The following is a 23,854-nucleotide window of genomic DNA, read 5'->3' on the forward strand; positions in this document are numbered from 1 at the left end:
CACACTGAGCTCCACCAGCATCAGGCCCAGGCCCTCCACCTCGCACGGCGATATCGAGGCGATCGAACCTGTGACCAGCGGTGTCAAGCATCAGGTGAAGCCAACGTGTCAAGCATCAGCCGAAACACGACAGTCGTCGTGCCGGCGTGGTTGCGGGAAGGTCGTCGACTTGTCCGCTCTCGTCCACCTGTGAGCAGGCCAAGCCAGCTCTGCCAGCGTGTGCCGGGTCGCCAGCGCGGAATGGAGCAGCCCGCGCTCCTCCCTGTCTTCGAGCTTTGCCGGGCAGCACGATCGCCGGCAGCGGAGCGTAACTCGGTGGCGCCGGACACGAGAGTTGTAGCGCCGCCAATCCGCACACGGTCCGGAGCAGACGTTCACGGAGACCGTGCCACAATCCCTGCCCAAACGTAGGCATCGTGTGCCTGCTTGTCACACGCGTCGCGGGCGGCAGCGAACTTCACGACGTTTGCAGGCCTGCCGCCGGCGAGCGGGTAGAGCCTTTGTGTCGCTCTCGAGCTGTCTCTCCACCCGTCCGCTCAAGGAAACAGCTTCAGTCGTCATCACAGCTGATCAATGCAGACCCCGCCAACAGGTAGTAACGGCGCGAGTTCGAGATGTTCATCGCGTCACTGAATGAACGTGTCTCACGTACTGTCGAGATGTTCCGAACGCCGCCCTCCGTGTGGACTTCCGAACCGTTCGACCTCCGTGTCCGGGTGGTACACGGTGACGCCTGGGGCACCACGAGCGCAGGCCTACGGTGCTGCCGGCCGACTTCGCCGCGTCGGCCGCCCGCCAGGCCACCGGCCAGGACCGGGTGATCACTCCCAGGCAGCCGCTCGCCAAACCGAGGGAGTCCGACGGCGACACCTTCGTCTCGTTCAACCCGATGATGGGCGGAAACCGCAGGAACTGGCGTCAATGCTTGCATCTGTTCGAGTCCGATGTGCTGCCGCATCTGTGTACGCTCACTCGACTGGTCGGCGTCCCCATGCGGTCACCAACGTGAATTCGAAGTCCCAAAAGTCGGGATCACGAAGGTGTCGCAGGACCGTGTCGATGAGCGACTCGTCCGTCCCGTTGGCGACTAGCGCAGGGCGCAGTCGGTCGAAACTCGAGGCCAGCATCAGCGAGTGCGGCGTGTCACCGCCACGCAGCGGAGGCGCGAACGCGCTGCATCCAATGTCTCGCAAACCCCGTCGGACCAACGGATCCGGATAACGCCGACCCCAGGTGACGTCCGTGCTCAGTATCTTCGGCAGCGCCGCGTGCAGCGCCGTGTGGAATGCGGCGTATTCGGGGTGGGTCAGACTTTCCGCGGCGGTGTCGAAGCCGTCGCCCACCACCAACCAGCCACCCGGCGCCAGCTACGAGATCATTCGATCGAGCACGTCCTCGCGTTCCGCCAGGTGTTGCAGCAGGAACCTGCTGTGTACGAGGTCGAATTCCGCCCGAGGGAACTCGTCCGTGGTGACGTCGAATTCCAGGTAGCTCACCGAGGACGGCATCGATGCCGGTCGCCGACCGGGATCCTGGTCGGCGACAACCGTGCTGCCCTGATACGCCCGCTCAGCCCAGCCAGGCAGCGATCGAACCGCGACCGCCGCCGATGTCGGCGCAGCGCCAATGCGGCTGGATGTCCAGCTCGGACAGTGCGGCTGTGGTGCCGGGGTCGAACACCTCGGCGAGCATGTCGAGGCGGTCCTGTTCATCAACGATCCCGTTGTGGTACCACTGGCCGTAGGCGGTGTGCTCGGTGGTCACTGGATGTCCTCCCGACGTGCAGGCCTCCCGGACGGTGCCCCGGACATGTGGCGCCGGGGCCAAGGTTCCAACATGGCTTCGGGAGGGGCAACGGTTCGTGAACGACGTTCGACCATCAGCCAGGAAATCGCTGCAGCTGCTGGACTGTCAAAGGCTTGCGGCGCCGTCGCCCATACACCATGGTGCATGGTTTTCGTGCAAGCGGCGGGATATCTATCGCAAAGAGGTAGGACTGCGAGCTGAGCAGCGCATACGGAGATTGTGATGCATGGTAACCGATCTCATCGTACTCCCGAGACCGCCCCTGAACGATTACCTCGGATACTGCGCCTCGAGGGGCTCCCGCAAGCCCTCGACTATGCGTGCAACAATCTTTCGCGTGTGTTCGAGGGCGAACTGATGATCACAAAGCCGCATCCGCCAGCCCTCAGTCAACCTTTTTCCTGGCGGCGTCCAGACCTGCATGCGACGTCGTAGATACGTGCCATCAACCTCTGCGGAAATGGAATAGGTGAGATCGATACTCAGGCCGAATTTGGTAACATCTTCGGCAACCACGCGCCATTCTTTTGCAGACTTGACAAATGTTTCCCAGGTGCATGCCACCGGCGATCCATCGTCTGGGTCCGCGACGTATTCCGTGAATTTGTATCCCGGCTTGGCTATGTCTGAATGCCCTTCTTCAAGCCCTCTGGACCAGGTTATGAGTTTCCTGAATCCATCACCGCCTGGCTGTGTCAAGAATTTCCACACCTTCGCAGGCGGCGCGTCAATCAAGGCTCTGGTGTTGACAATGTGAATCTCGCCGTTTGGCTCAATGGTTTCCATAGTTGACTTCCTCATGACTGGTCATCCGTTTGGATCAGTCTGAACGCTCGCCGCGCTCAGTATATCTTTCTGATCCATTGCGACTCAGGGCTCGGCGACGTTCCTAAATGTGGAGTTCGTCAGCCTTCACCTCTTTGTAGAAAGCGTGCGACGATGCCGTGGAACGTCTCCTCGCCACCGACCTGTTCGAAGAAGGTCACCGAGAAACAGCTCCAGGTCGGCGCTCGCCTTGTCAGCTTGCGAATGGACCTGATCACGGGAGAGGAGCGAGTCGCCGTGCAGCGGCATGGTCACCGGGTAGATCGCAGCCACAAGGCTCGCCATGCGGACGCGGGCCTCCCCTGGCAAACGGAGAAGCGCACTGAAGCCCTCGTGAAGTCCACGACTTCGCCCTCGAGGGTGCACCGGGTGGTCGCGCCGCGGGTCATGGAGCAACGGGTAAGCGTTGTCGCGGTTGGCCGGTGCCGCCAGCGACCCCAAGATGTTCATCGTATGGTGAGTCGTCATCCTCTACTCCCGTGAACGACTGGCAGCGTACGCGGCATGTGGTGGAAGACAGCCGGGGACCAGGTCGGCTCTGAGCAGCGTGTCAGCAAGGGCAACCGAGCTCGCAGACGTGGAAGCGCGGTTTCGATCTCCACACGAGCAAGCCCTGCGCCAGCGCAGAAGTGAATGCCACCACCGAAAGCAAGACTCGCTTTCGTGTCGCGCGAAGGGGCGAACCGTTCGGGATCGGCGAACACCTCGGGGTCGCGGTTCGCCGCGCCAATCATCAGGCGCACGTCGGAACCTTCCACGACGGTACCGCCGTCGAACTCGACATCGCGGACCGCAATCCGCACGAAGGGAGTGAGAATCGTAGGCGGGTTGTGACGCAGCACCTCGTTGGAGAACGCGGAGGCGTCGCGTTCCACCCAATCGAGCTGCTCCGGGTACTCGAGCATGGCGAGCACGCCGTTGCTGACGCCTGCGGATGAGGTCTTGAAGCCCGCACACCACAGAGCCCACAACATCGGCACGAGCTCGTCTTCTGCCAGGCCACCGTCAGGCGCCGACAACGCAGTGATCAAGTCGTCCTCCGGCACCTTCCGGCGCCGCTCGATGAGCGCGACCAGGTAGGCCTCCATGTCAGCCGTCAACTGGTCGGCGCGGGCGATCACCTCGATCGGTGCACCGGGAAAGGCACTCAGCACGCCCTCGACGAGGGAGGCGAGCCAGACCTGGTCCTCTGTCGGCACGCCCAGCAACGCGGACAGCGTGCCGACGGACAACGGCTCGGCGAAGCGCTGTTGCAGATCTACTTCTTCGCCGTCGAGCAGCGGCTCAGTGATCTCTTCGATCAGCCGTTCGCAGAGGGCGGTGATCCGTGGACGCAGCTCTGCCACCCTGCGAGCGGTGAACTCACGGCTGACCACCTTGCGCAGGCGGGTGTGCGCCGGTGGGTTGCTGACCGCGATGCTGCTGGCAAAGACCGCCATCGAGCGGTGCTGCAGGGCTTCGGGGAACTGTGTTGTCAGCTTTGTCCTGTCGGGACTGAGAAAGACATCGCCGCTCTCGCGCAAGACGCGTGCCACGTCCGCATGTCTGCTCAAGATGTAGGTACCACGCGGTGTGCGATGCACCGGGTCGTGTTCACGAAGCCAAGCAAGGAACGGGTAGGGGTCTTCGCGGTTGTCCGGTTCCTGCAACCTCGCCATCGCGTCGAGCTGGGTGGTTGAAGGCTGTGCGGTCATGTCGTCTCCCTACTCGTCAAGCCCGGCGGTGCCGGCTCGCGTGGCATGCGCTCAATCGCTATCCAGGCTTCGCATCAGGCCATACATCTGTGGAGCCGCGCGCTCAAGCGGAGTAGACGGGCACCAACATCTGGTCCCACCAGCCAGGCGGTGCTCAGCTTCCGGCACACGGGCCTCGCCAATCGTCGTATTCCCGCGCGGTGCCGACCACTGCGGAACCAACGACGACGCCAGGCCTTGAACATGACGTCGAGGCTGAGGTCGAGATGGCCTCCCCGATGTTCTTCTCTTCCGGTGTCTTTGTGAGCGCACGCTCGTCACGATGGCCGGCGTGGGGTGACCGTCATGAGGAGCGGGGCCGGGTTGAGACCGATGCGGCACACCTCACGCGTTGTTTGACCGGCCACGGGGACCAGCTGCCAGCGGCGGCAGATCGTGGCCAGGCCGAGCATCACCTCTGTCCACGCGAACCGGTCGCCGATGCATTGCCGTGCTCCCGCACCGAATGGAATGAACGCGGTGCGTCGGACCTCGTCCATCCACCGTTCGGGGCGGAACCGGCCGGCGTCCGGGTACATCGTCGGATCTCGGTGCAGCGCGACTGGGCTGATCACCACCTGAGCCCCCGCGGGCACCCGTACGCCGTCCAGCACGACGTCGGTCAACGTGCGGCGCATCAACATCCAGAACGCGTAGAAGCGGAACACCTCCTGTACCAAGAGGTCGGTGTGAACCAACGCATCGAGGTCAGCCACGTCCAGCGGCCGGTCTCCCGCCACCTCCTCCACCTCAGCCGCGATCCTGTCTCCCAGCAACGGATCCGCGCCGATCTCGTACAGCGCCCATGACAGCGCGTTGGCGGTCGTGTCACCAGCGGCGAGTGCGATGGTCAGCACCTGATCGCGGATCTCGTCGTCGGTCAACGCCTCCCCGGTTTCCGGATCACGCGCGGCAATCAGCGTGGACAACAGGTCGCCGTGGTCGCCCCCATCCGAGCGGTACGAGGTGATGGCGTCATCGACAGCGCGATGTATGCGGTCGATACCGCGAGCCAACCGACGATTGCCTGGCAACGGAAGCTTCTCCAGCACCGGAAACGGGTTCAACGTCCGCCACATCACGCCATCCTGGACGCCTGGGAATTCGGTGCGCATGGTCTTCACGGCGCCCTCACCGAGCTTGGACGAGAACACCGTACGCACCACCATCGACAACGCGATGTCACCCATCTCTCGGGGGACGTCGAGTACTTGTCCGGGTAGCCAGCGTGCCGCGCGCTCGGCCCAGTGCGCCGCCATTGTCGTGGCGTACATCGCGATTCGCCTGCGATGGAACATCGGTTGCATCGTCCGGCGCTGGCGAAGGTGGACTTTCCCGCTGGAGTTGGCGAGGCCGTTGCCGACGATCGCATCGACCTTCTCCCAGAACACGCCCTTGTCGAACTTGTGCGCCTCGGACAGGAAGATCCGCCTGATCAGGTGCTCGTCGTTGACCACGTACACCGGCTTCGGTCCCAGCTGAATCCGCACCACCGTCCCCAACGGGCGGAGGGATCCCAGGAAGGCGACGGGATCCCGTTTGAACGCCAGCGCGTGTCCGAGCACCGGGACACGTCCCGGAGCCATGGGAAGATCAGCGGAGACCTCGACTGTCGTCATGGGCACAATTCTGCGCCCCTTGCCGGTGACCGCAATCGCGAAGAGTGCAGAAGTCGGTGTTACTTAACCTGGCCGAAAGATGAACGGACAGGTCCTGATGATGAGCCATCGGCCAGCAGAGCCACCGATTTGTTGCTCTGCCGCGCGCACCTGGGTTCGATGAGGATGTCGATCCTTCACGAAGGGGCACCTATGCGTACTTCGACCTCGGTGTCGTTTCAGCCTTTGCTGCAAGGAGTACCGGCGAGCGGCCAGCCGGTGAAGTCCGTCTCGGCCGTGACGGGCGTTCCGCTGGCCGAACTCCCCCAGTCCTCGGTGCAGGACGTGGCACGAGCACGAGACGTGGCGGCACGGGCGCAGCGGGACTGGGTCAAGGTCCCGGTGAGGGAACGTGCGAAGATCCTGCTGTGCTACCACGACCTGCTGTGGAAACGGCAGGACGAAGTCCTCGACCTCATCCAGCTGGAGACCGGTAAGTCACGTTGGCACGCGTTCCAGGAGGTCGCCAGCAACACGATGAACATGCGCTATTACGGCCTGCGGGCCGGGCGCATTCTGAATCCCGCCCGACGCTATGGTCTGCTGCCCTGGCTCACTCATGTCATGGAGGTGCGCGCACCGATCGGTGTCGTCGGGCTCATCTCGCCGTGGAACTACCCGTTCGACGCGGGCTTGTCTGACGCCGCACCCGCGCTCGTCGCTGGTAATGCCGTGCTGCACAAGCCCGATAACCAGGGCGCCTTGAGCGTGCTGTGGGGACGCAGGCTGATGGAGGAAGCTGGTCTGCCGCCCGACCTGTACCAGGTAGTGCTCGGAGATGGCCCCACCATCGGTGGTGCGGTGATCGACAACGCGGACTACGTCTGCTTCACCGGGTCCACCAAGATCGGCTCGCATGTGGGCGAGCAGGCGGGCAGGCGCATCATCGGCTGCACACTCGAACTCGGCGGGAAGAACCCGATGCTGATCCTCGACGACGCGGACCCAGCGGTGGCCGCCTCGGGTGCGGTGCGCGACTGCTTCACCTCTGCTGGTCAGGTCTGCGGGTCCAGCGAGCGGATCTACGTCCACGACAAAGTGTACGAGCGGTTCGTCGACGAGCTGCTCGTCCGGGTCCGGCGGATGACCCTCGGCGTCGGTCTGGGCTACGGCCCTGACATGGGTTCCCTCATCTCCCAACGCCAGCTGGAGACTGTCGCCTCCCATGTGGACGATGCGGTGTCGAAGGGGGCGACCGTGCTCACTGGCGGGCGGCACCGCCCGGACATCGGTCCGTTCTACTTCGAACCGACCGTGCTGAGCGGGGTGACCCCGGACATGACCTGCTTTGCCACCGAGACGTTCGGTCCGGTGGTCTCGCTGTACCGCGTGCACTCCATCGAAGAGGCCATCCGACTCGCGAACACCAGCACCTACGGACTCAGCGCGAGTGTGTGGGGAAGCCGCAGACGAGCGCAGGCAGTGGCCCGGCGGCTACGCGCGGGCACCGTGAACATCAACGAAATCTTCGGTGTGAGCCACGGCAGCGTGGATTCGCCGATGGGTGGGATGAAACAGTCCGGTGTCGGCAGAAGGCACGGCATCGAAGGACTGCTGCGGTTCACCGAGGCGCAGACCATTGCCACCCAACGGGTAATGCAGCTCGAACCACCGATCGACGTGGGCTACGACGTACTGGCACGGGCGTACACCGCCGCCTGCCGCCTGTTCAAAATGATCGGCCGCCGCTGAGGAGCAAACATGTCCGTCCGGGAGAAGCTCGACGACCTCGTGCACAGCCTCGGTGTGATCAGCCGTTCTGGTCTGATCGACATCCGGCGACCGTACGAGATCGTCAGGGCCAGGAAAGCCATGAACACCTACGGCCCGCTCGCCGGGCCCGCGGCTGTGGCCGCGCTGAAGTCCCCGTCCGCCATCGGTTTGGTCGACGAGCTCGGCCCGCTGACGTTCGGGCAGCTCGACCGCAGGGCGAACGCGCTGGGCCGTGCGTGGCTGCGGCGGGGTTTGGGTGAGGACGCCGTGATCGGGCTACTGGCCCGTGACCACCGCGGAGCCGTGTCCACGATGATCGCCGCGGGCAAGCTCGGTGCCACGCTGGTGCCGCTCAACACCGGTATCGGCACACGCGAGCTCGCGGACGTGGTCAAGCGCGAGGGAGTGACGTTCCTGGTCCACGACGAGGAGTTCACCGGAGTCGTCGCAGATCTACCTAGCATGCCGACGTGTCTCGCCTGGACGGAAGAGGAGCCCGAGGAGAAGGACACCATCGAGAAGTTCATCCTCGGCAGCACGTCCGACGAGCCTTTGCCAGTACCTCGACGACCTGGTCGCCTCATCCTGCTCACGAGCGGAACGGGAGGAACGCCCAAAGGTGCGGAACGCGGCATCGCCAAACCTCTTGCCGTGGCACAGTTCCTGGACCGCATCCCGCTGCGCGCCGGCGAGACGACGGTCATCGCAGCACCGTTGTTCCACGGCACTGGACTCTCGCAGTTCATCATGTCGTTCGCCCTGGGCAACGCCGTGGTGGTGCTGCGGCGGTTCGCCCCGGAGATGATACTCAGCGCCGTGGAGCAGCACCGCGCCACGGCTCTGGTGGTCGTGCCGACGATGTTGCAGCGATTGGTGAACCTCGGAAAGCTCGGGCACGACACGTCATCGCTGCGGATCATTCTGGTTGCGGGTGCCGCGTTGTCCCCCGACCTCGGTACGAGGGCGCTCGACCTGTTCGGCGAGGTCGTGCACAACATGTACGGTGGCACTGAGGTTTCTGTTGTCACCGTGGCGACACCGCAGGACCTGCGAGCCGCGCCCGGCACCGTGGGACGGCCACCCGTCGGGTGCCACATCGCGCTGTTGGATGAGACAGGCCGGCACGTCAGCCGGCCGGGGGTGCAAGGACGCGTCTTCGTCCGCAGCGACCTCACGTTCCACGGTTACACGGACGGCAACTCCACGACCACCATCAACGGGATGGTGTTCACGGGGGACGTCGGTCACCTCGACAACGACGGCAGGCTCTTCATCGACGGCCGCGACGACGACATGATCATCTCTGGTGGCGAGAACGTCTACCCCGTCGAGGTGGAGAACGCACTCGCCGACCACCCGGACGTGGCAGATGCCGCTGTTGTGGGCGTTGACGACGATGAGTTCGGCCAGCGCCTCAAGGGCTACGTGGTACCGGTTCCCGGTGCGAACATCACGGCCAAGACCCTCGAGGAGTTCATCCGCACGACCCTGGCACGCCACAAGGTCCCCAGGGAGATCGTGATCGTCGATGAGTTGCCGAGAAATCCGACTGGCAAGATCCTGCGCCGGTCGCTCAGTGATCTCGGCTGAACGGCGCTTTGTCTGGCCCCAGCTCCGTTCTGCCTGCCGGACGGTGGTGGTGGGTCTTTTGGACTCACCACCACCGCTGGCTGCGTCACTGTTACAGGGTAGGCTGGCCGGTGATTCTTTCGGCCGCCAGCCGACCGCTGATCAGCACCATCGGAACTCCCACACCTGGCCTGGTTCCTGATCCTGCGAACACCACGTTCTCGCCCCAAAGGTTGCCTGGGCGGAACGGTCCTGTTTGCCACATCGTGTGAGCCGCCGCGAAAGGTGTACCGACGGCCATGCCCCGCTGTGCCCAGTCCAGGGGCGTGGTGACCTGCTCGACCTCGACTGAGGATCCGAACCCGGTGTAGCCGTTTCGTTCCAGAACCGACATCACCTCATCGCGGTACGAGGTGCGAAGGTGGTTCCAGTCCAGGTTCGCCCGGAGGTTGGGAGCCGGGAAGAGCACGTAGTAGGTGTGCTTGCCAGGCGGAGCGAGTGACGGATCCGTGTGTGTCGGTGTGGTGACAAGGAAGGAGGGATCCTGCATCAACCGCCCTTCTTCGAGCAGCTCCTGGAACGTGCTGCGCCAGGCTCCGCCGAACTGGATGTTGTGGTGTGCCAGCCCTTCGTACCCGGCCCGGGAGCCGGCCAGCACGACGAAGCAGGACGGGGAGTAGTTCAGCCTCCGAACCGAACGGGGAGTCCTGCCGAGCAGGTCGCGGTAGGCGACCGGCAGGTCCGGGTTGAGCACGACCACATCGGCGGGCAGTCGTTCCCCCCGGTCCGTGATCACCGCGGTCGCGCGGTCGCCGGTCAGCTCGACCTTCGTCACCTCTGTCGAGTAGCGGAACCGGACGCCGTGCTTCTCGGCGGCGGCTGCCATCGCTTCGGGCACCGCCTGCATGCCACCCACGGGGAAGTACACCCCGTTGACGGTGTCCATGTACGAGATCACGGCGTAGAGGGCGAGTGCCTTGAACGGTGACACACCGGCGTACATCGCCTGGAAGGAAAACACCTTCTGCGTCCGCGGGTCATGGAGAAAAGAAGCGATCTTGTTGGAGAGCCTGCGGAAGCCGCCGGCAGCGACGAGCCTCGCGAGGTTCGGGGTCAGCATGCCGAACGGGGAGTCGATGTTGCGGTCGATGAAGTCGTTGATCTGGTAGCGGTAAAGCCGGCTGATGAAGTCGTGAAAACGCCGATAGCCATCGGCTTCGCGCGACCCGCACACGCGACTGATCTCGGTGGTCATCGCCTCTGGATCGGCACGGACGTCAAGCTGGGAACCATCGTGGAAACGCGCGCGGTACAGGGGATCGAGAGACTTGAGTGTGAGCCAGTCCTCCATGCGTTCACCAACGCAGTGCAACGCCTCCTCGATCAGCTCGGGCATGGTGAGCACCGTCGGCCCGGTGTCGAAGGTGTATCCGTCGCAACGCCACACCCCGGCACGTCCGCCGGGAACGTCCTCACGTTCCACGACCGTGACCTCACGTCCGGTCGCGGCCAGGCGAAGTGCAGCTGACAGCCCTCCCAGGCCTGCTCCTACCACGAGCACCCGCTGTGTCGGTCCTGAGACCGTGCGAACCGTCATGCCGGCTCCTCAACTCTTGTCTAGATGCTCACTGACCGCTTGGGGCGCAAGCGATCCCGGATCGCGGGAGTGTTGAGCAGAATCAAACTGTTCACGATCAACATGTTGGTCAGCAGGAAGAATGCGACCTCCTCCACCGGGAGACCGAGCACGACCACGCCAGAGGTGTGATCCGGGCTGATTCGCCAGGCATCGGCGTGGATGGCGATCGCGTCGGCCGCCCAGAACACAGGCGTGGGCAACAGGGCCAGTAGGCGATGCACACGGGCGGAGCGAAGCACGTCCGCACCCACCGCGGCTTGCAGCGCGAGAGGTGGGCCGAACCACGCGAGCATTGAGCCCGCGTAGAGGGATCCACTGTGAACTGTTGCGGCGACCGCGCCCACCGCGGCAGCGAGCAGCCAACTCACAGCGTGCCACGTGCGTCGCCCCGCGCCGCCGCCGGCGGCGGCTGGCCACTCTGGCGCGGCGGTCGCCGTCGTCAACGTCCATAGGCCGGTGACGACGGTTTGGCCGATCATGAACACGTACTCTTCGAGGGGAACGTCGGCTATGGTTCCCCAGATGCTTCCCGGCGGATAGGACCACACCGAGTTGCGGATGATCCACCCGTCCCAGGGGGCTGTGTAGAACACCGCGACAACGGCCAGCAGGCCGATCGGCGTGAGCTGACGGACCAGGTCGCCATCGGTGTGCCGATGGCGCAACAGGAACAGCGCTACTGACACGGCCATCAGCGGAGCGAGGAGGAACGCCAGAAACTCTCGGTAGATCACGACCGCTCTCCTCCCGCCGAGGCGGGAATGCCGGCACGTCTGAAGCGCCTGGCGCTGCGGTAGGCGGGGATCGCGACCTTCAACCGGCCCGCCACGCTGACCGCGACACGCCGATCCAGAATCCGGTAGTCGGCTCGTTCGATCTCATCGAGAATGCCGCCGTACAAGGTGAACGCGGTGGCGATACAGGCCCGACTCGACGGAGCCAGCAGGTCGATGCCGCCCCGCGCGAACGCGTAGAGGCGCCGGGTCCTGTCGATCTCGAACTTGAGCAGATCCCTGAACCGCTGGTCGACCACCCCGGCTGTCATGCTCTCCCGTGTGACGCCGAACGCGTCCAAGTCCTCCATCGGAAGATAGACCCGGCCACGCCGGAGGTCTTCCGCGATGTCTCGCAGGAAGTTGGTGAGCTGGAACGCCTCACCGAGGGCCGCGGCCCGCTCGAAAGCAGAGGGGTCGAGAGGCTCCAGGATGGGGACCATCTGCAGACCGATGACGGCTGCCGATCCGTACATGTACTCGCGGAGGTCCTCGAACGTCCTGTACTCGGTGATCGTGAGGTCCATCAGCATCGAGCTCAGGAACGCCTCGACGTGCTCGAGCGGAATGTCCCAGACCCTCATCGTGTGGAGGAGGGCCCGGCAAACCGGGTCTTCGCTGTGCCCGCGGCGGAGGTCGGCGAGGGCTCGGGCGCACCACTGCGTGAACTCGTCGGCCATGGTGCTCGGATCACCGTTGTCGACGATCTCATCCGCGTATCGGGCGAACCCGTAGAGGCTGTTCACAAAGGGGCGTTTGCTCTGCGGGAGAAACAGTGTCGCCAAATAGTACGTGCGTCCGTAATGTGCGTGCAACCGTCGGCAGAGTTCGAAGGCGGACCGCAACCCGTCATCGTGAATTCCTGCGGCATCAAGCCATTCCGCGTGCGTACGCTTGATTTTCTCGTCGTGGGACCTCGTCATCATCTATCCCCACCTACCGGATTCGGTTCAGCCACAGGTCATAGCGAAGGATCGTCAGGGCGTGCGGCATGGTGAGCGCGGCCAGCAGGGCGCCCGCCCACGTCGCCGGGTGGAGGTTCACGAACATCGTGTCGTTGTTAATCACGAGGAGTGCAGCGAAGATCGCGAGCGCACCGACGGTCCCGGGCACCGTGTACGCGAGGTAGCGCAGGACGCCGCGGAACAGGTGCCCACGCGACAGGTCACCTCGATTGCCGGGAAGTTCGGGCAGCGTGCGGATTACGTGCCTGGGTGAGTGCCAAAGGGCGAAGTACACGGAGAACAACGCGAGGGGAGGCAGCACGACGGCCGCAGCCCACAGCAGGACGAGTTCGCCGATCTCTGTCCAATGCCTGCGCATCGCCTTGCGCACCACGGTGTACCCCATCGCCGCGGTGGCGACCACCGCAACGACCCAGGCCGGACCGGTCAGCGCGTCGGTGACGCCCGAACCACCGAGCGGATCGATGAACTCGCGCACCTGATCACGCCAGAGCACGATCGGAACCACGGTGAGCGGGGCGCTGTAGGAAACGGTCTCGGCCGGTGCGAGACGTGGCACACGTCCGCGCCGGCATGCGTTGAACGCGCTCTCACCGGAACCGAAGTGCCAGGCGGAGATGGCGAGGAAGGTGCCGACCCCGAGCACTGGATACCAGATGATCGTGGCGAGCGTCGCGGTGACGGCAAGCAGATACACCAGCAACTGACGGACGAGCGCTCGCCCTTGCGGAACACCACTGGGGCCTAGTTCGAGGAACAGGTCCACCGCGCCGTGCGGCAGACCGACGAGCAGTGCGACGGCGGCGAACACCATCAGGTTCGCCTCGTACCACGACGGGTTCACCAGGAAACCCAGCATGAGTACCGGCAGGACCACAACGGGCAGCGCGCTCGTCAGCGCAAGAAGCCTGCTGCGGGGGAAGATCGCCCCGAACCTCGTGGGTAGGTCGGTAACGGCCAGCATGGCAACCACCTACGCGGAGACGATGAAGTGAGCGGGATTCGGCCGCCGGGTCGCGCGGCCATAGCTGGTCGCTCTGCCCGGCCACAGCGCCGTGATGCGACCTGAGTCGGTCTTGTACCAACTCCGGCATCCGCCTGACCACACAGTCCGGCTGAGGCGAGATTCAAGGTCGCGGCTGTACTCGGCCATCGCGGACTCCGTGACCTCGATCGTCGTCGCCCCGCCGAGGAGCTTCAGACAGCCAAGCACGTAGTTCGCTTGCTTCTCCAGCATGTAGATGACCGAGTTGTTCGCCGAACTCGTGTTCGGACCGTACAACACGAACATGTTGGGAAACCCTGGCACGGTCATGCCGAGATGCGCCGAAGCACCTGCCGACCATCGTTCGTGCAGACTCCCGCCAGGGCCGGTGATGTGCATCGGCGACAGAAACCGAGTCGACTCGAAACCGGTTGCGTAGATGATCGTGTCAGCATCGTAGTGCGTTCCGTCCGCAGTCAAGACGCCGCTCGGCGTGACCCGTTCGATCGCATCGGTCACTAGAGTGACGTTGTCACGGGCAAGGGCCGGGTAGTAATCATTCGAGAGAATCATTCGATTGCACCCGAACGTGTAGTCGGGTACAAGTTTCGCACGCAACTCGGCATCAGCCACCTGACGGCGAAGATGGTGTCGCGCCAGAGCTGTCAGTGCGCGCCCGAAGAGTCCGTGATGGACCGGCGAGTACGCGATGGTTTCCGCCATGAGGAACCAGGTCGCACGACTGATCCGCTGGCTGAGAGGAAAGCGCTCGAACACCTGACGCATGACCGGCGAGATCTGCCGGTCCCATTTGGGAATGATCCACTTCGGCGAGCGCTGAAACACGGTCAGGTGTCCCACCTGGGGCGCGATCTCAGGGATGAACTGGACCGCACTGCAGCCGTTGCCGATGACCGCGACCGACCTGCCGGCCAGATCGTGCCCGTGGTTCCACCGTGAGGAGTGGAAGGAAACGCCGAGGAACCCGTCCCGTCCGGGCAGATCAGGCACATGCGGCCGATTGAGCTGTCCGACGGCCGCGATCAGGACCCGCGCCGAGCGCACGTCACCTTCCGCGGTCCGCAGCCGCCACAAGCTGGCGTCCGGATCGAACCAAGCCTCGGCTATCTCAGTCTTGAACTCGATGTGGGCGCGAACACCGAACGTGTCTGCGCAGTCATTCACGTATCGAAGAATTGAAGGCTGCCGGGCGTAGTTGTACGTCCAGCCGTAAGGTGCGAAGGAGTAGGAGTAAAGGTGCGAAACCAGGTCGCACGCAGCTCCAGGGTAGCTGTTGTCCCGCCACACTCCGCCGACCTCGTCAGCCTTTTCGAAGATCGTGAACGAGTCGATTCCGGATCGCTTGAGGTGAATCGCCATGCAGACCCCGGACAGCCCGGCGCCGATGATCGCGATGTCGTGCACCATTGCCTCCAATTTTGCCGGGATGGGGTTTCCGTGCTCGGTGAGAGTGGATACTACGACGGTTCGAGGCGAGGTACGACCAGTGCACTGGAATCTCACCCAAAGACGAGTTCTACGGTATGGCCGCCCTATCCGATCGTCTCCATGACGATTGGACAGCTCGTGATCGATCACGCCTGGACGAAAGACGAGTCGACCGAGCCGGCGAACTGGCTCAACGCTCATGGACGCCAGTCCCCACGGCAGAGAACCCTGTTGCTGTCCGCGATCTGAAGCACGCAGCAAACTCATCTGTCGACGATCCTGAGGCTCCGACCACGAAAGGCCGGTCATGGATTTGTTCCACGAAACCCCGGAACAGCAACAGCTTCGCAAATCGGTGGCCGAGCTGGCCCAGCGGTACGGCTTGGAGTACTACGTCGAGAAGGCCAGACTGAACGAAGACACGTCCGAGGTCTGGGCCGACGCCGCCAAAGCAGGTTATTTGGGTGTGAACATTCCACGGGAGTACGGCGGACAGGGTGCCGGGATCTACGAGCTGCAGATCGTCTCCGAGGAGTTCGCGGCAGCGGGGTGTCCCTTGCTGTTCCTGCCGGTGTCAGCCGCAATCTGCGCCACGGTGCTGATGCGCTCGGGTAGCGACGAACAGAAAAAGCGGTGGCTGCCGGGCTTCGCGGACGGTTCGGCTCGCATGACGTTCGCGGTCTCCGACCCCGCGGGCGGCTCGAATCTGCACCGCATCGCCGCTCACGCGCGCAGGGACGGCGACGAGTGGGTCCTGTCCGGGCGCAAGGTCCTCGTGTCGGCGGTGGACCTCTGTGACGCGATGATGGTGGTGGCCAGGACCGAGGACCCGGTGAGCGGCAAGCCTCGGATGGCACTGTTCATCGTCCCGCCCGACCTTCGCGGCGTGTCCTATGAGCGCGTCCCCATGGCTCTCACCGCAGCGACAGGGCAGTTCGACGTCGTCTTCGACGAGGTTCGCCTCCCAGCGGGAGCGCTGGTGGGAGAAGACATGACTGCGTTGCGAGACCTGTTCACGTCCGGCCTCAACCCGGAGCGGATCACGTTCGCCGCCTGGTCAACCGGTCTCGGGCGGTTCGCCATCGACCGCGCTGTCCGTTACCTGAACGAACGTCGCGTGTGGAACTCCACGCTCGGCGCGCACCAGGGACTCGCCCACCCGCTTGCCGAAGCGAAGATCAACCTGGAGCTCGCGCGCATGTGCGTGCACAAGGCCGCCTGGCTCTACGACAACGGCCAGGACAATCTCGGCGAGGTCGCCAACATGGCGAAGTTCGCTGCGGCCCAGGCGTCCATCAAGGCTGTCGACCAGGCCGTGCAGGTGTTCGGCGGGCACGGGATGACCGAACGTTCTGGTGTCGGCATCGTCTACTCCATGGTCCGCGTCGCCCACCTGGCACCCGTGAGCAGGGAGATGCTGCTCAACTACGTGGCGCAACACACCCTGGGCTTGGAGAAGTCGTACTGATCAGAGTTGTCGCGGCCGACAGTCAGCCGATCGTACGTGCGGGCATTGCGCACCTGATGCGCGGCACCAGGAAGATCGATGTAGTGGCTGAGGAGGATGACGGGCGCCGCGTACTCGAAGCGGTGAAGCGGCACAAACTGGATGTTCTGGTCCTGGGCATTCGGCTTTCCGGAATGGACGGCTGTGCACGACCGAGGCCGTCCAGCGGGAGTCCGGCGGCACCAGGATCCCGATCTACGCTTCGCTCACCGGAGAGGGATGGATGTACCGCTGTTTCGTGCGGGCGCAAGAGGTGTCCTGGTGAAGGAAGTCGACCATGAAGCACTCGCCGACGGGCTCATGGTGTAAGTTCAGGCGGCATGGTGCTGTCGCCGATGATAATGCCGCACGTCATCGACTTCTTCACCAGGGGCGACCGAGACAAGATCTTTCTGGTGCGTGGCAGGATTGCGGCGCTGACGAAGCGCGAGCGTGAGATTCTGGGCTTCGTGGTACGAGGAGCACGCAACGCGGAGATCGCGAGGTCGATCGCCGTGAGCGAAGGCGCGGTCAAGGCTCCCTGAGCCACGCCACGCTCGGCTGCGCGAACCGCGTGCAAGCCGCGATCATAGCTCTAGGCTCCGGACTTTACCCCGATTCGTGACCGGCAGACCTCAGGGCCGGGCGGCGTGTGCATCGCCCGGCGGCCAGATGCCACCCCGCTCGGCCGGACAACACCGATGCAGTGACCGTCCGTAGCCCACCGCCACAACGGCCGTGAGACCGCACATCCGGGTGCCTCAGAACGGCAGCAACATTCTCTGTACGGACGTGCAGGCGGTCCGCTGGATCCGCTCGGCCTCGGACGTCATGGCAGAACACCTCCTGGCATCTGCACCGCTCCGCACCGGCCCACGGCAGTCTGATCGCGATGCCAATGATGTTCCACGTACTGGAACCTGGCACCCGAACGTTCGGGGACTTGCCTAAAGTCTCGTCCACTCCGGGCCGAAACGCCTGAAAGGAGCATCACGGCTCGGCACTCGTACGTCCATCGTGCCGGCGACCGGGAGCAGTAAGCACCCGTGCGTCCGAGGATGGTGGAGGGTTCTGAACGGCTTGAGCCAGGAGGTGACGCTGTGATCACGGTATGCGTCGTCGACGATGAAGTACTGGTGCGTAGCGGTATTCGAAGCATTCTCGAGCAAACTGGCGACGCCAAGGTGGTCGGTGAGGCGAGCAACGGTGTCGATGCGGTGGAGATGGCGCGGCTGCACAAGCCCGACGTCGTCATGATGGACATCACGATGCCAGTCATGGACGGCATCACCGCCGCCAGACGCATCCACCAGATCGCGCCCACGACGTCGGTCGTGTTGCTGACCACGTCCCCCACGGACAACCAAGTGCGCCAGGGAATCCGTGCAGGCGTCGCGGGCATCCTGTTGAAGAATGGAGATCCGCACGAACTCATGACCGCCGTCCGAGCGGCCGCGGCCGGCCATGCTGTGGTGTCACCAGCCGTGACCCGGCTTCTGCTCAAGCGCATCGAACTGATCGAGCGGGAGCCGCTCGATGAAGCGCGTTCCCTGGTGAACAGACTGAGCAAGCGCGAGCAGGAGGTGCTTTGGCTCGTGGCCAAAGGGTTCTGCAACCTGCAAATCGGGCGCAAACTGTACGTCAGCGAAGGCGCGGTCAAAGCCCACATCAGCAAGATTCTGATGAAGATGAACTGCGACAACCGAGTGCAGGCCGCGATCGTCGCCTACCAAGCACAACTTTGATCGCGAGGAGGTTCTCGACGAGCTCCCGTCCGTAGCCACGCGCCCTGTAGACAACAGGGCGCACGTCATCCGTCCTCATCCGCAACCGCTTGAACCGGACAGCCCAGAATTGCCTCCTCGGCGTTCTCCATCTCGTCCTCAGGCGGCACTGGCTGAACAACCACGGCGATGCCGTCGCTTCCTCGCCGGAACAACATTGGTGCGATCAGCACACACTGGCCAGTAGTACCGCAGAGGTTGCGGTCGATTTTCAGACGCACAGTTTCTCCTGTGTCCGTCGGGTACGAGCGGTCAGGCTCGATACTTCGGAAATTGTCTTGGGTGAGAACGTCATGCGGAAATGAGTGTCGTCCTCTGCGAGCTGCGGATCAGCTCCCGGTGCTCAGGCGCCACGGAGCGCTCGAGAACTCCGGCCACGTAGCGGCGCGGTGCCGCGAGGAGGTGGGCCGATGCGGCGGAGCAAGGCAACGCGTCCAACGCCGTTTCTGCCATCCGGACGTGTCGCTCGAGCAGGCTCAGTGTCTCTCGCATGCCTTCGGCCGCCGCGCAGCGGTTGGCGCGATCGATCGCCTCGGCCGACATGTCGCCCGCCAGCAGGTGGTGCAACTCGGAGTCCGGACGGCCTAGCGCCATAAGCACACACGCCGAATACACGCCGTTGGCGAGGTCCTGCTGGACGGGTTTGCGCCACAACTGCTCCGTGGACACGATGTCCATCACGTCGTCCACCAGCTGGAACACCATGCCGAACGCCTCCCCGAACCGGCCAAGGGCTGCGACCACGCTGTCATCGAGCCCACCGCAGAGCGCCCCCAGCTCACAGGAGGTCCGCATGAGCGCCGCTGTCTTGCCGTTGATGGCCGCCAGATACTCCCCGACCGTGGTGTCGACGCGATAGCGGTTGGCAGTCTCTCGAATCTGTCCGGCGCACAGGTCGGCGTAACCCCTGTGCCACGCCAACGCCGCCTGCTGCGAGACGCCGGCTGCCAGGGATCCGCCCACCGCGAAGAGATGATCGCCGCCCAAGACCGCGGCATCCGGACCGATGCTGACGTGCAGCGTGGGCATTCCTGAACGCATCGCCGCGCTGTCCATGAGATCGTCGTGAATCAGTGAGCTCAAGTGCATCAGTTCGACTGACGCGGCGCAGTCGACCAGCGCACGAAAGTCTTGGTTGGATCCACACGCCGCGGCCGCGAACACGAGCGCAGGCCGCAAGCGCTTGCCAGGCCGGGCGAGCAGCGGAGCCAGGGCGGAGTCGAGCCACGGCTGCCCACAGACGCCCGCGCTCGCGATCCTTTGCTCCACGAGGCGACCAGCCTCTTCGTCGACAACGGCAAGTCCGAGTTCTGCAGGAGTCAGCATCGCGGTCCTCACTCGTCAGATGATTGGGACGAAACAGGTCCTTTGAAGCGTCCGTCAAAGCTAGCGGAACTCATGTGAGATAAGGTCGGACGATATGTCACGTCTGGCACGCGGTGCTGGTCACCGCATGATTTCTGGTCGAAGGTCGAGCGGACCTGATTTGCCCCGTTGGCCGATCTGGTAGTCCGAACGCCATTACCACCGCCAGGTCCGCCGGTTCATTGGCCGATCGTTCAGTTTCTGCGAGAGGGCTGCTCGCCTCACGGTGATCGCGCCAGGGCCACGCGGTATGTCAGGATCGCGGCGAGCCGGATTGCCCCATTCCGCCGATCCCGGAGGCAAGAGCGATGCTCACGACGACAGCCCAGCCGGAAGTTTCCCTGGTCGCCCTGTGCCGCACGGTTCCTTTCTCCGACAACATTTCAGCGACCGTGGTCGACGGTCTCGCCCGAGTGTCCGCCGGATCGGCGACTCTTCTCTCCGAGTTTCTGGCCGCGGCTGACATCAGGGCCGCCGTCGTGGCGTTCGGGATGGTCTCCGGCGTTCGAGCTGGAACCGTTCTGGTGGCGGTCGAGGTCGAAACCCCCAAGTGGCGGCAGCCGTGCCCATCCGCCTCGATCCTGTTGGGCGAGCTCCGACGGCGGGGGTTGCCGGCTCAGCTGGTACGAGCGATCACGCCGGGCGTCGCGGCATCGCGTTCCGCAAACGATTCCGGCGAAGACCATCCGGTGGTCGTGGTCGAGCCAGGCGCGGCTGAGTTGCTCTTGGCAGCTGCAGGCGCGGTCTCGCCGATCGCTTTCCTCGGGCACGTGGATCTCGGGCAGGCGGGTCTCGGTCATGCGGATCTAGGAATCGGCACGCCATTCCCTCGCGGCATGCCGGCATCATTGCTCGCCGCGTTGAAGGCATGGGGCCGGGCCACCGGGCCGAGGCGGATCCTGCTGGCGGAGCCCCGGTCGTTCTGCGCCGGTGTCGAGCGAGCCATCGAGATCGTCGAGCGAGCCATTGACCTCTACGGCAGCCCTTTGTACGTGCGCAAGCAAATTGTGCACAACGTCCACGTCGTCCGGGAACTGGAGCAACGTGGTGCAGTGTTCGTGGACGAACTCGATGAAGTCCCACCCCGGTCGGCTGTGGTCTTCTCCGCCCACGGCGTGTCACCCGCGGTCCGGGCTCAGGCACGGGAACGCGGACTGCGGGTGATCGACGCGACGTGCCCACTGGTGACCAAGGTGCACAGCGAGGCAAAGCGGTTCGCACGGCGCGGCGACACAATCGTGCTGATCGGTCACTCCGGACACGAGGAAAGCGAGGGAACGCTCGGCGAGGCCCCGGAGCGCACCGTCCTGGTGCAGAGCGAGGAAGAGGTCCGCGAGCTCGACATCGACGGCCCGGTGTCGTACCTCATGCAGACAACGTTGAGCGTTGACGAGGCCGAGCAGGTGGTTACCGCACTGCGCACGCGATTTCCACACCTCACCGGCCCGTCCAGCAACGACATCTGTTACGCCACGACCAACCGCCAGAACGCGCTGCGCGAAATCGCCGCCGAGGCCGACGTCGTGCTCGTGGTCGGGTCGGCCAACTCCTCCAACTCCGTCAGGTTGGTCGAGGTGGCAGAGCACAACGGCACCAAGGCACATCTCGTCGACGATGTGGAGGACGTGGACCCGGCTTGGCTCACGGGGGCCAGAACGGTCGGCGTGACCGCAGGAGCCTCGGCACCTCCTCGACTCGTCACCGAGATCATCAGTGCTCTGCGCGCGTTCGGTCCCATCGAAGTGTGCGAACGTCGCGCAGCCGACGAAACCGTCCGCTTCGGACTGCCCAAAGAAGTCGTCCTTGCTGGCGAAACTCCAGCCCTGAATGCGAGGTGAGCACCAATGAAGGTGCTCGACACCATCAACAGCCCTTCGGACCTGCGGCGGCTGAACGGCGAGGAACTCGACGATCTCGCAGCCGAAGTCCGGCGTTTTCTCATCGACGCCGTCAGCCGCACAGGCGGGCACCTCGGACCGAACCTGGGGGTAGTCGAGCTCACCATTGCGCTGCACCGGGTGTTCGACTCACCTGCTGACCCGATCGTGTGGGACACAGGCCATCAAGCATACGTGCACAAGCTGTTCACCGGCCGAACGCTGGCCTTCAGTCAACTGCGCCAGGAGGAAGGCCTCAGCGGCTATCCCCGTCGAGCCGAGTCTGAGCACGACCTCGTGGAGAACTCACACGCATCCACTGCGCTGTCCTATGTGGATGGTATGGCGAAAGCCTTTCAGCTGAAGGGCGAGCGGCACAGAACACCGGTCGCCGTGGTAGGCGACGGCGCGTTGACAGGAGGACTGAGCTGGGAAGCGCTCAACAACATCGGCGCCGGCCAGGGTCGCCCGCTCGTTGTCGTCGTCAACGACAACACGCGGTCCTACTCCCCAACCGTCGGCGGCATCGCCTCCCATCTCAGCGTCCTGCGCAACAGCTCGACAACCGGGGCCACCACCGCTTCGTCCATTTTCGCCAACCTGGGTCTGATCTACCTCGGCCCCTACGACGGCCACGACATCGGAGTCCTCGAGCACGCCCTGCGACGCGCTAGGAAGCTGGCCAACCAAGAACGCAGGGCGGTGGTGGTGCACTGTGTCACCGTCAAGGGACGCGGATATCCACCCGCCGAGGCCGATGAGGCTGACTGCCTGCACGCGGTGGGCGTCGTCGACCCGGCTACCGGACGACCTGCCGGGCCGTCATCGCCAACGTGGACGAGCACATTCGGCGACCAGATCCTCGATGTGGCCAAACGGCGGCCCGATGTCGTGGCCATCACCGCGGCGATGCTCCGTCCCGTCGGTCTGCACAAGTTCGCCACCACCTTTCCCACGCGAGTGTTCGACGTCGGCATGGCAGAACAGCACGCCGTCACGTCCGCGGCGGGACTGGCCATGGCCGGCCTGCACCCGGTGGTCGCGATCTACGCCACGTTCGTCAACCGCGCGTTCGACCAGGCGCTGATGGACGTTGCGCTGCACAGGTTGCCTGTCACGTTCGTACTTGATCGTGCCGGCGTGACAGGTGAAGACGGCCCGAGCCACCACGGCATGTGGGATCTGTCCGTACTCAGCGTTCTACCTGGGATGCGGATTGCGGCACCTCGCGATCCGAGTACCCTGCGTGCGCAACTGTGGGAGGCCGTCAACGACGACAGCGGCCCGACGGCCCTCCGGTTCCCCAAGGCGAACGTGGGACAGGACATCCCGGCCGTGCGGCGCGTGGGCGGGATCGACGTGCTGGCCGAAGGAACGAGCCGGGACGTGCTCGTGGTGTCGGCCGGAGCCGTGGCCGCCGACTGCGTGCGCGCGGCAGAACTTCTGGCCGGCCAGCGGATCGGGGTGACGGTCATCGATCCCCGCTGGGTGCTGCCGGTCAACCCGGCGGTGGTGCGGTTTGCTCGCGCTCACGAGCTGGTCGTCACGGTCGAGGACAACCTGCGCACCGGTGGTGTTGGTGCTGCTGTCTCGCAAGCGTTGCAGGATGACCGCGTTTCCACGCCTGTGTGCAACGTGGGGCTTGAGAGAGAGTTCCTCCAGGCCGGCAGGCGCAGGGATTTGCTCGCGAACGCGGGCCTGACCGGTGAGCGACTGGCCGAGTGGATCAGGACGGAGTGGAGCGCACGATGCGGTGCAGTCGTTGGACCACACCCCTACAGCGTGCATGATTCTGATGTGGAGGTGGCGGTGTGACGTTGTCCGCAGTGGCATTGGGTATGCCGGCACTGCCGCCGCCGGTGCTGTCCGAACGACGCAAGACCAGGCAGCTGATGGTGGGCAACGTCGGTGTCGGCAGCGAGTTCCCCGTCTCCGTCCAGTCGATGACGACGACCCTGACGTCGGACGTCAACGCGACGCTGCAGCAGATCGCGGAACTGACCGCCGCAGGCTGCGACATCGTCCGCGTGGCCTGCCCCTCGCAGGACGACGCGGACGCCCTGCCTGCGATCGCCAAGAAGTCCCAGATCCCGGTGATCGCGGACATCCACTTCCAGCCGAAGTACGTCTTCGCGGCCATCGAGGCGGGCTGCGCGGCCGTTCGCGTGAACCCCGGCAACATCAAGAAGTTCGACGACAAGGTCAAGGAGATCGCCCAGGCGGCCCG

21 protein-coding genes are annotated in these 23,854 nt (G+C 64.4%); 9 read left to right on the top strand and 12 right to left on the bottom strand.

What is annotated here, in order from left to right:
• Window positions 1-760: 760 nt before the first annotated feature.
• Window positions 761-1,009: a hypothetical protein gene (locus IEZ09_RS42985; protein ID WP_189259631.1), complete on the top strand. Its 249-nt coding sequence runs from the start codon at window positions 761-763 to the stop codon at window positions 1,007-1,009.
• Window positions 1,010-1,367: 358 nt separating this feature from the next.
• Here IEZ09_RS42985 and IEZ09_RS42990 read toward each other — a convergent pair whose 3' ends face one another.
• The 5 genes from IEZ09_RS42990 to IEZ09_RS43010 all read right to left on the bottom strand — a co-directional run bounded on the left by IEZ09_RS42990 (window position 1,368) and on the right by IEZ09_RS43010 (window position 5,983).
• On the bottom strand, window positions 1,368-1,496 hold the full coding sequence (locus IEZ09_RS42990) for a methyltransferase domain-containing protein (protein ID WP_189259632.1): 129 nt from the start codon (window positions 1,494-1,496) through the stop codon (window positions 1,368-1,370).
• 73 nt (window positions 1,497-1,569) lie between these two features.
• Window positions 1,570-1,764 (bottom strand): class I SAM-dependent methyltransferase, encoded by a 195-nt coding sequence (locus tag IEZ09_RS42995; RefSeq protein WP_189259633.1) that lies wholly within the window; start codon window positions 1,762-1,764, stop codon window positions 1,570-1,572.
• Window positions 1,765-2,076: 312 nt separating this feature from the next.
• Window positions 2,077-2,592, bottom strand: coding sequence for a hypothetical protein (locus IEZ09_RS43000; protein ID WP_189259634.1), 516 nt, complete (start codon window positions 2,590-2,592; stop codon window positions 2,077-2,079).
• 503 nt (window positions 2,593-3,095) lie between these two features.
• Window positions 3,096-4,325: a cytochrome P450 gene (locus IEZ09_RS43005; protein ID WP_189259635.1), complete on the bottom strand. Its 1,230-nt coding sequence runs from the start codon at window positions 4,323-4,325 to the stop codon at window positions 3,096-3,098.
• A gap of 317 nt (window positions 4,326-4,642) precedes the next feature.
• Window positions 4,643-5,983 (bottom strand): cytochrome P450, encoded by a 1,341-nt coding sequence (locus IEZ09_RS43010; protein ID WP_189259636.1) that lies wholly within the window; start codon window positions 5,981-5,983, stop codon window positions 4,643-4,645.
• Between the two features lie 192 nt (window positions 5,984-6,175).
• Here IEZ09_RS43010 and IEZ09_RS43015 point away from each other — a divergent pair, with 192 nt between their 5' ends.
• Both IEZ09_RS43015 and IEZ09_RS43020 read left to right on the top strand, forming a co-directional pair.
• Window positions 6,176-7,714: a succinic semialdehyde dehydrogenase gene (locus IEZ09_RS43015; RefSeq protein WP_189259637.1), complete on the top strand. Its 1,539-nt coding sequence runs from the start codon at window positions 6,176-6,178 to the stop codon at window positions 7,712-7,714.
• Between the two features lie 9 nt (window positions 7,715-7,723).
• Entirely contained in the window at window positions 7,724-9,325 is a 1,602-nt protein-coding gene (locus IEZ09_RS43020) for an AMP-binding protein (protein WP_189259638.1), read from the top strand.
• Between the two features lie 91 nt (window positions 9,326-9,416).
• Here IEZ09_RS43020 and crtI read toward each other — a convergent pair whose 3' ends face one another.
• The 5 genes from crtI to IEZ09_RS43045 are packed head-to-tail and all read right to left on the bottom strand — an operon-like array spanning window position 9,417 to window position 15,094.
• Window positions 9,417-10,901, bottom strand: a complete 1,485-nt coding sequence (gene crtI / locus IEZ09_RS43025; protein ID WP_189259639.1) for a phytoene desaturase family protein — start codon at window positions 10,899-10,901, stop codon at window positions 9,417-9,419.
• A 20-nt stretch (window positions 10,902-10,921) separates the two neighbouring features.
• Window positions 10,922-11,677 (bottom strand): lycopene cyclase domain-containing protein, encoded by a 756-nt coding sequence (locus IEZ09_RS43030; RefSeq protein ID WP_189259640.1) that lies wholly within the window; start codon window positions 11,675-11,677, stop codon window positions 10,922-10,924.
• A complete protein-coding gene (locus IEZ09_RS43035; protein WP_229813451.1) occupies window positions 11,674-12,642 on the bottom strand; it encodes a phytoene/squalene synthase family protein in 969 nt (322 codons plus the stop codon). The genes IEZ09_RS43030 and IEZ09_RS43035 overlap by 4 nt, the downstream gene beginning before the upstream one ends.
• A gap of 10 nt (window positions 12,643-12,652) precedes the next feature.
• Window positions 12,653-13,645: a Brp/Blh family beta-carotene 15,15'-dioxygenase gene (locus IEZ09_RS43040; protein WP_189259641.1), complete on the bottom strand. Its 993-nt coding sequence runs from the start codon at window positions 13,643-13,645 to the stop codon at window positions 12,653-12,655.
• 9 nt (window positions 13,646-13,654) lie between these two features.
• Window positions 13,655-15,094: a flavin-containing monooxygenase gene (locus IEZ09_RS43045; protein WP_189259642.1), complete on the bottom strand. Its 1,440-nt coding sequence runs from the start codon at window positions 15,092-15,094 to the stop codon at window positions 13,655-13,657.
• Window positions 15,095-15,422: 328 nt separating this feature from the next.
• Between IEZ09_RS43045 and IEZ09_RS43050 the strand changes: the two genes are divergently transcribed.
• The 3 genes from IEZ09_RS43050 to IEZ09_RS43060 all read left to right on the top strand — a co-directional run bounded on the left by IEZ09_RS43050 (window position 15,423) and on the right by IEZ09_RS43060 (window position 18,346).
• Complete coding sequence (locus IEZ09_RS43050; protein ID WP_189259643.1) at window positions 15,423-16,583, top strand: acyl-CoA dehydrogenase family protein; 1,161 nt, start codon at window positions 15,423-15,425, stop codon at window positions 16,581-16,583.
• A 359-nt stretch (window positions 16,584-16,942) separates the two neighbouring features.
• On the top strand, window positions 16,943-17,146 hold the full coding sequence (locus tag IEZ09_RS43055) for a LuxR C-terminal-related transcriptional regulator (RefSeq protein WP_189259644.1): 204 nt from the start codon (window positions 16,943-16,945) through the stop codon (window positions 17,144-17,146).
• A 555-nt stretch (window positions 17,147-17,701) separates the two neighbouring features.
• The gene (locus IEZ09_RS43060) at window positions 17,702-18,346 is read left to right on the top strand and encodes a response regulator (RefSeq protein ID WP_189259645.1); all 645 of its coding nucleotides are present in this window, start codon (window positions 17,702-17,704) and stop codon (window positions 18,344-18,346) included.
• 65 nt (window positions 18,347-18,411) lie between these two features.
• Here the strand turns inward: IEZ09_RS43060 and IEZ09_RS43065 are convergent, their stop codons facing one another.
• Both IEZ09_RS43065 and IEZ09_RS43070 read right to left on the bottom strand, forming a co-directional pair.
• Window positions 18,412-18,606 carry a ferredoxin gene (locus IEZ09_RS43065; RefSeq protein ID WP_189259646.1) on the bottom strand — a complete coding sequence of 65 codons (195 nt, stop codon included), beginning with the start codon at window positions 18,604-18,606 and terminating at the stop codon, window positions 18,412-18,414.
• 70 nt (window positions 18,607-18,676) lie between these two features.
• Window positions 18,677-19,723: a polyprenyl synthetase family protein gene (locus IEZ09_RS43070; RefSeq protein WP_189259647.1), complete on the bottom strand. Its 1,047-nt coding sequence runs from the start codon at window positions 19,721-19,723 to the stop codon at window positions 18,677-18,679.
• Window positions 19,724-20,229: 506 nt separating this feature from the next.
• Here IEZ09_RS43070 and IEZ09_RS43075 point away from each other — a divergent pair.
• The 3 genes from IEZ09_RS43075 to IEZ09_RS43085 form a co-directional block, all read left to right on the top strand.
• A complete protein-coding gene (locus tag IEZ09_RS43075) occupies window positions 20,230-21,588 on the top strand; it encodes a 4-hydroxy-3-methylbut-2-enyl diphosphate reductase (protein WP_229813452.1) in 1,359 nt (452 codons plus the stop codon).
• Window positions 21,589-21,594: 6 nt separating this feature from the next.
• A complete protein-coding gene (locus IEZ09_RS43080; RefSeq protein WP_189259648.1) occupies window positions 21,595-23,442 on the top strand; it encodes a 1-deoxy-D-xylulose-5-phosphate synthase in 1,848 nt (615 codons plus the stop codon).
• 23 nt (window positions 23,443-23,465) lie between these two features.
• On the top strand, window positions 23,466-23,854 hold a 389-nt coding region (locus IEZ09_RS43085), incomplete at its 3' end, for a flavodoxin-dependent (E)-4-hydroxy-3-methylbut-2-enyl-diphosphate synthase (protein ID WP_189259651.1).

Origin of the sequence: Lentzea flava (genome assembly GCF_014648475.1) — a bacterium.
In the GTDB taxonomy this organism is placed as follows: domain Bacteria; phylum Actinomycetota; class Actinomycetes; order Mycobacteriales; family Pseudonocardiaceae; genus Lentzea; species Lentzea flava.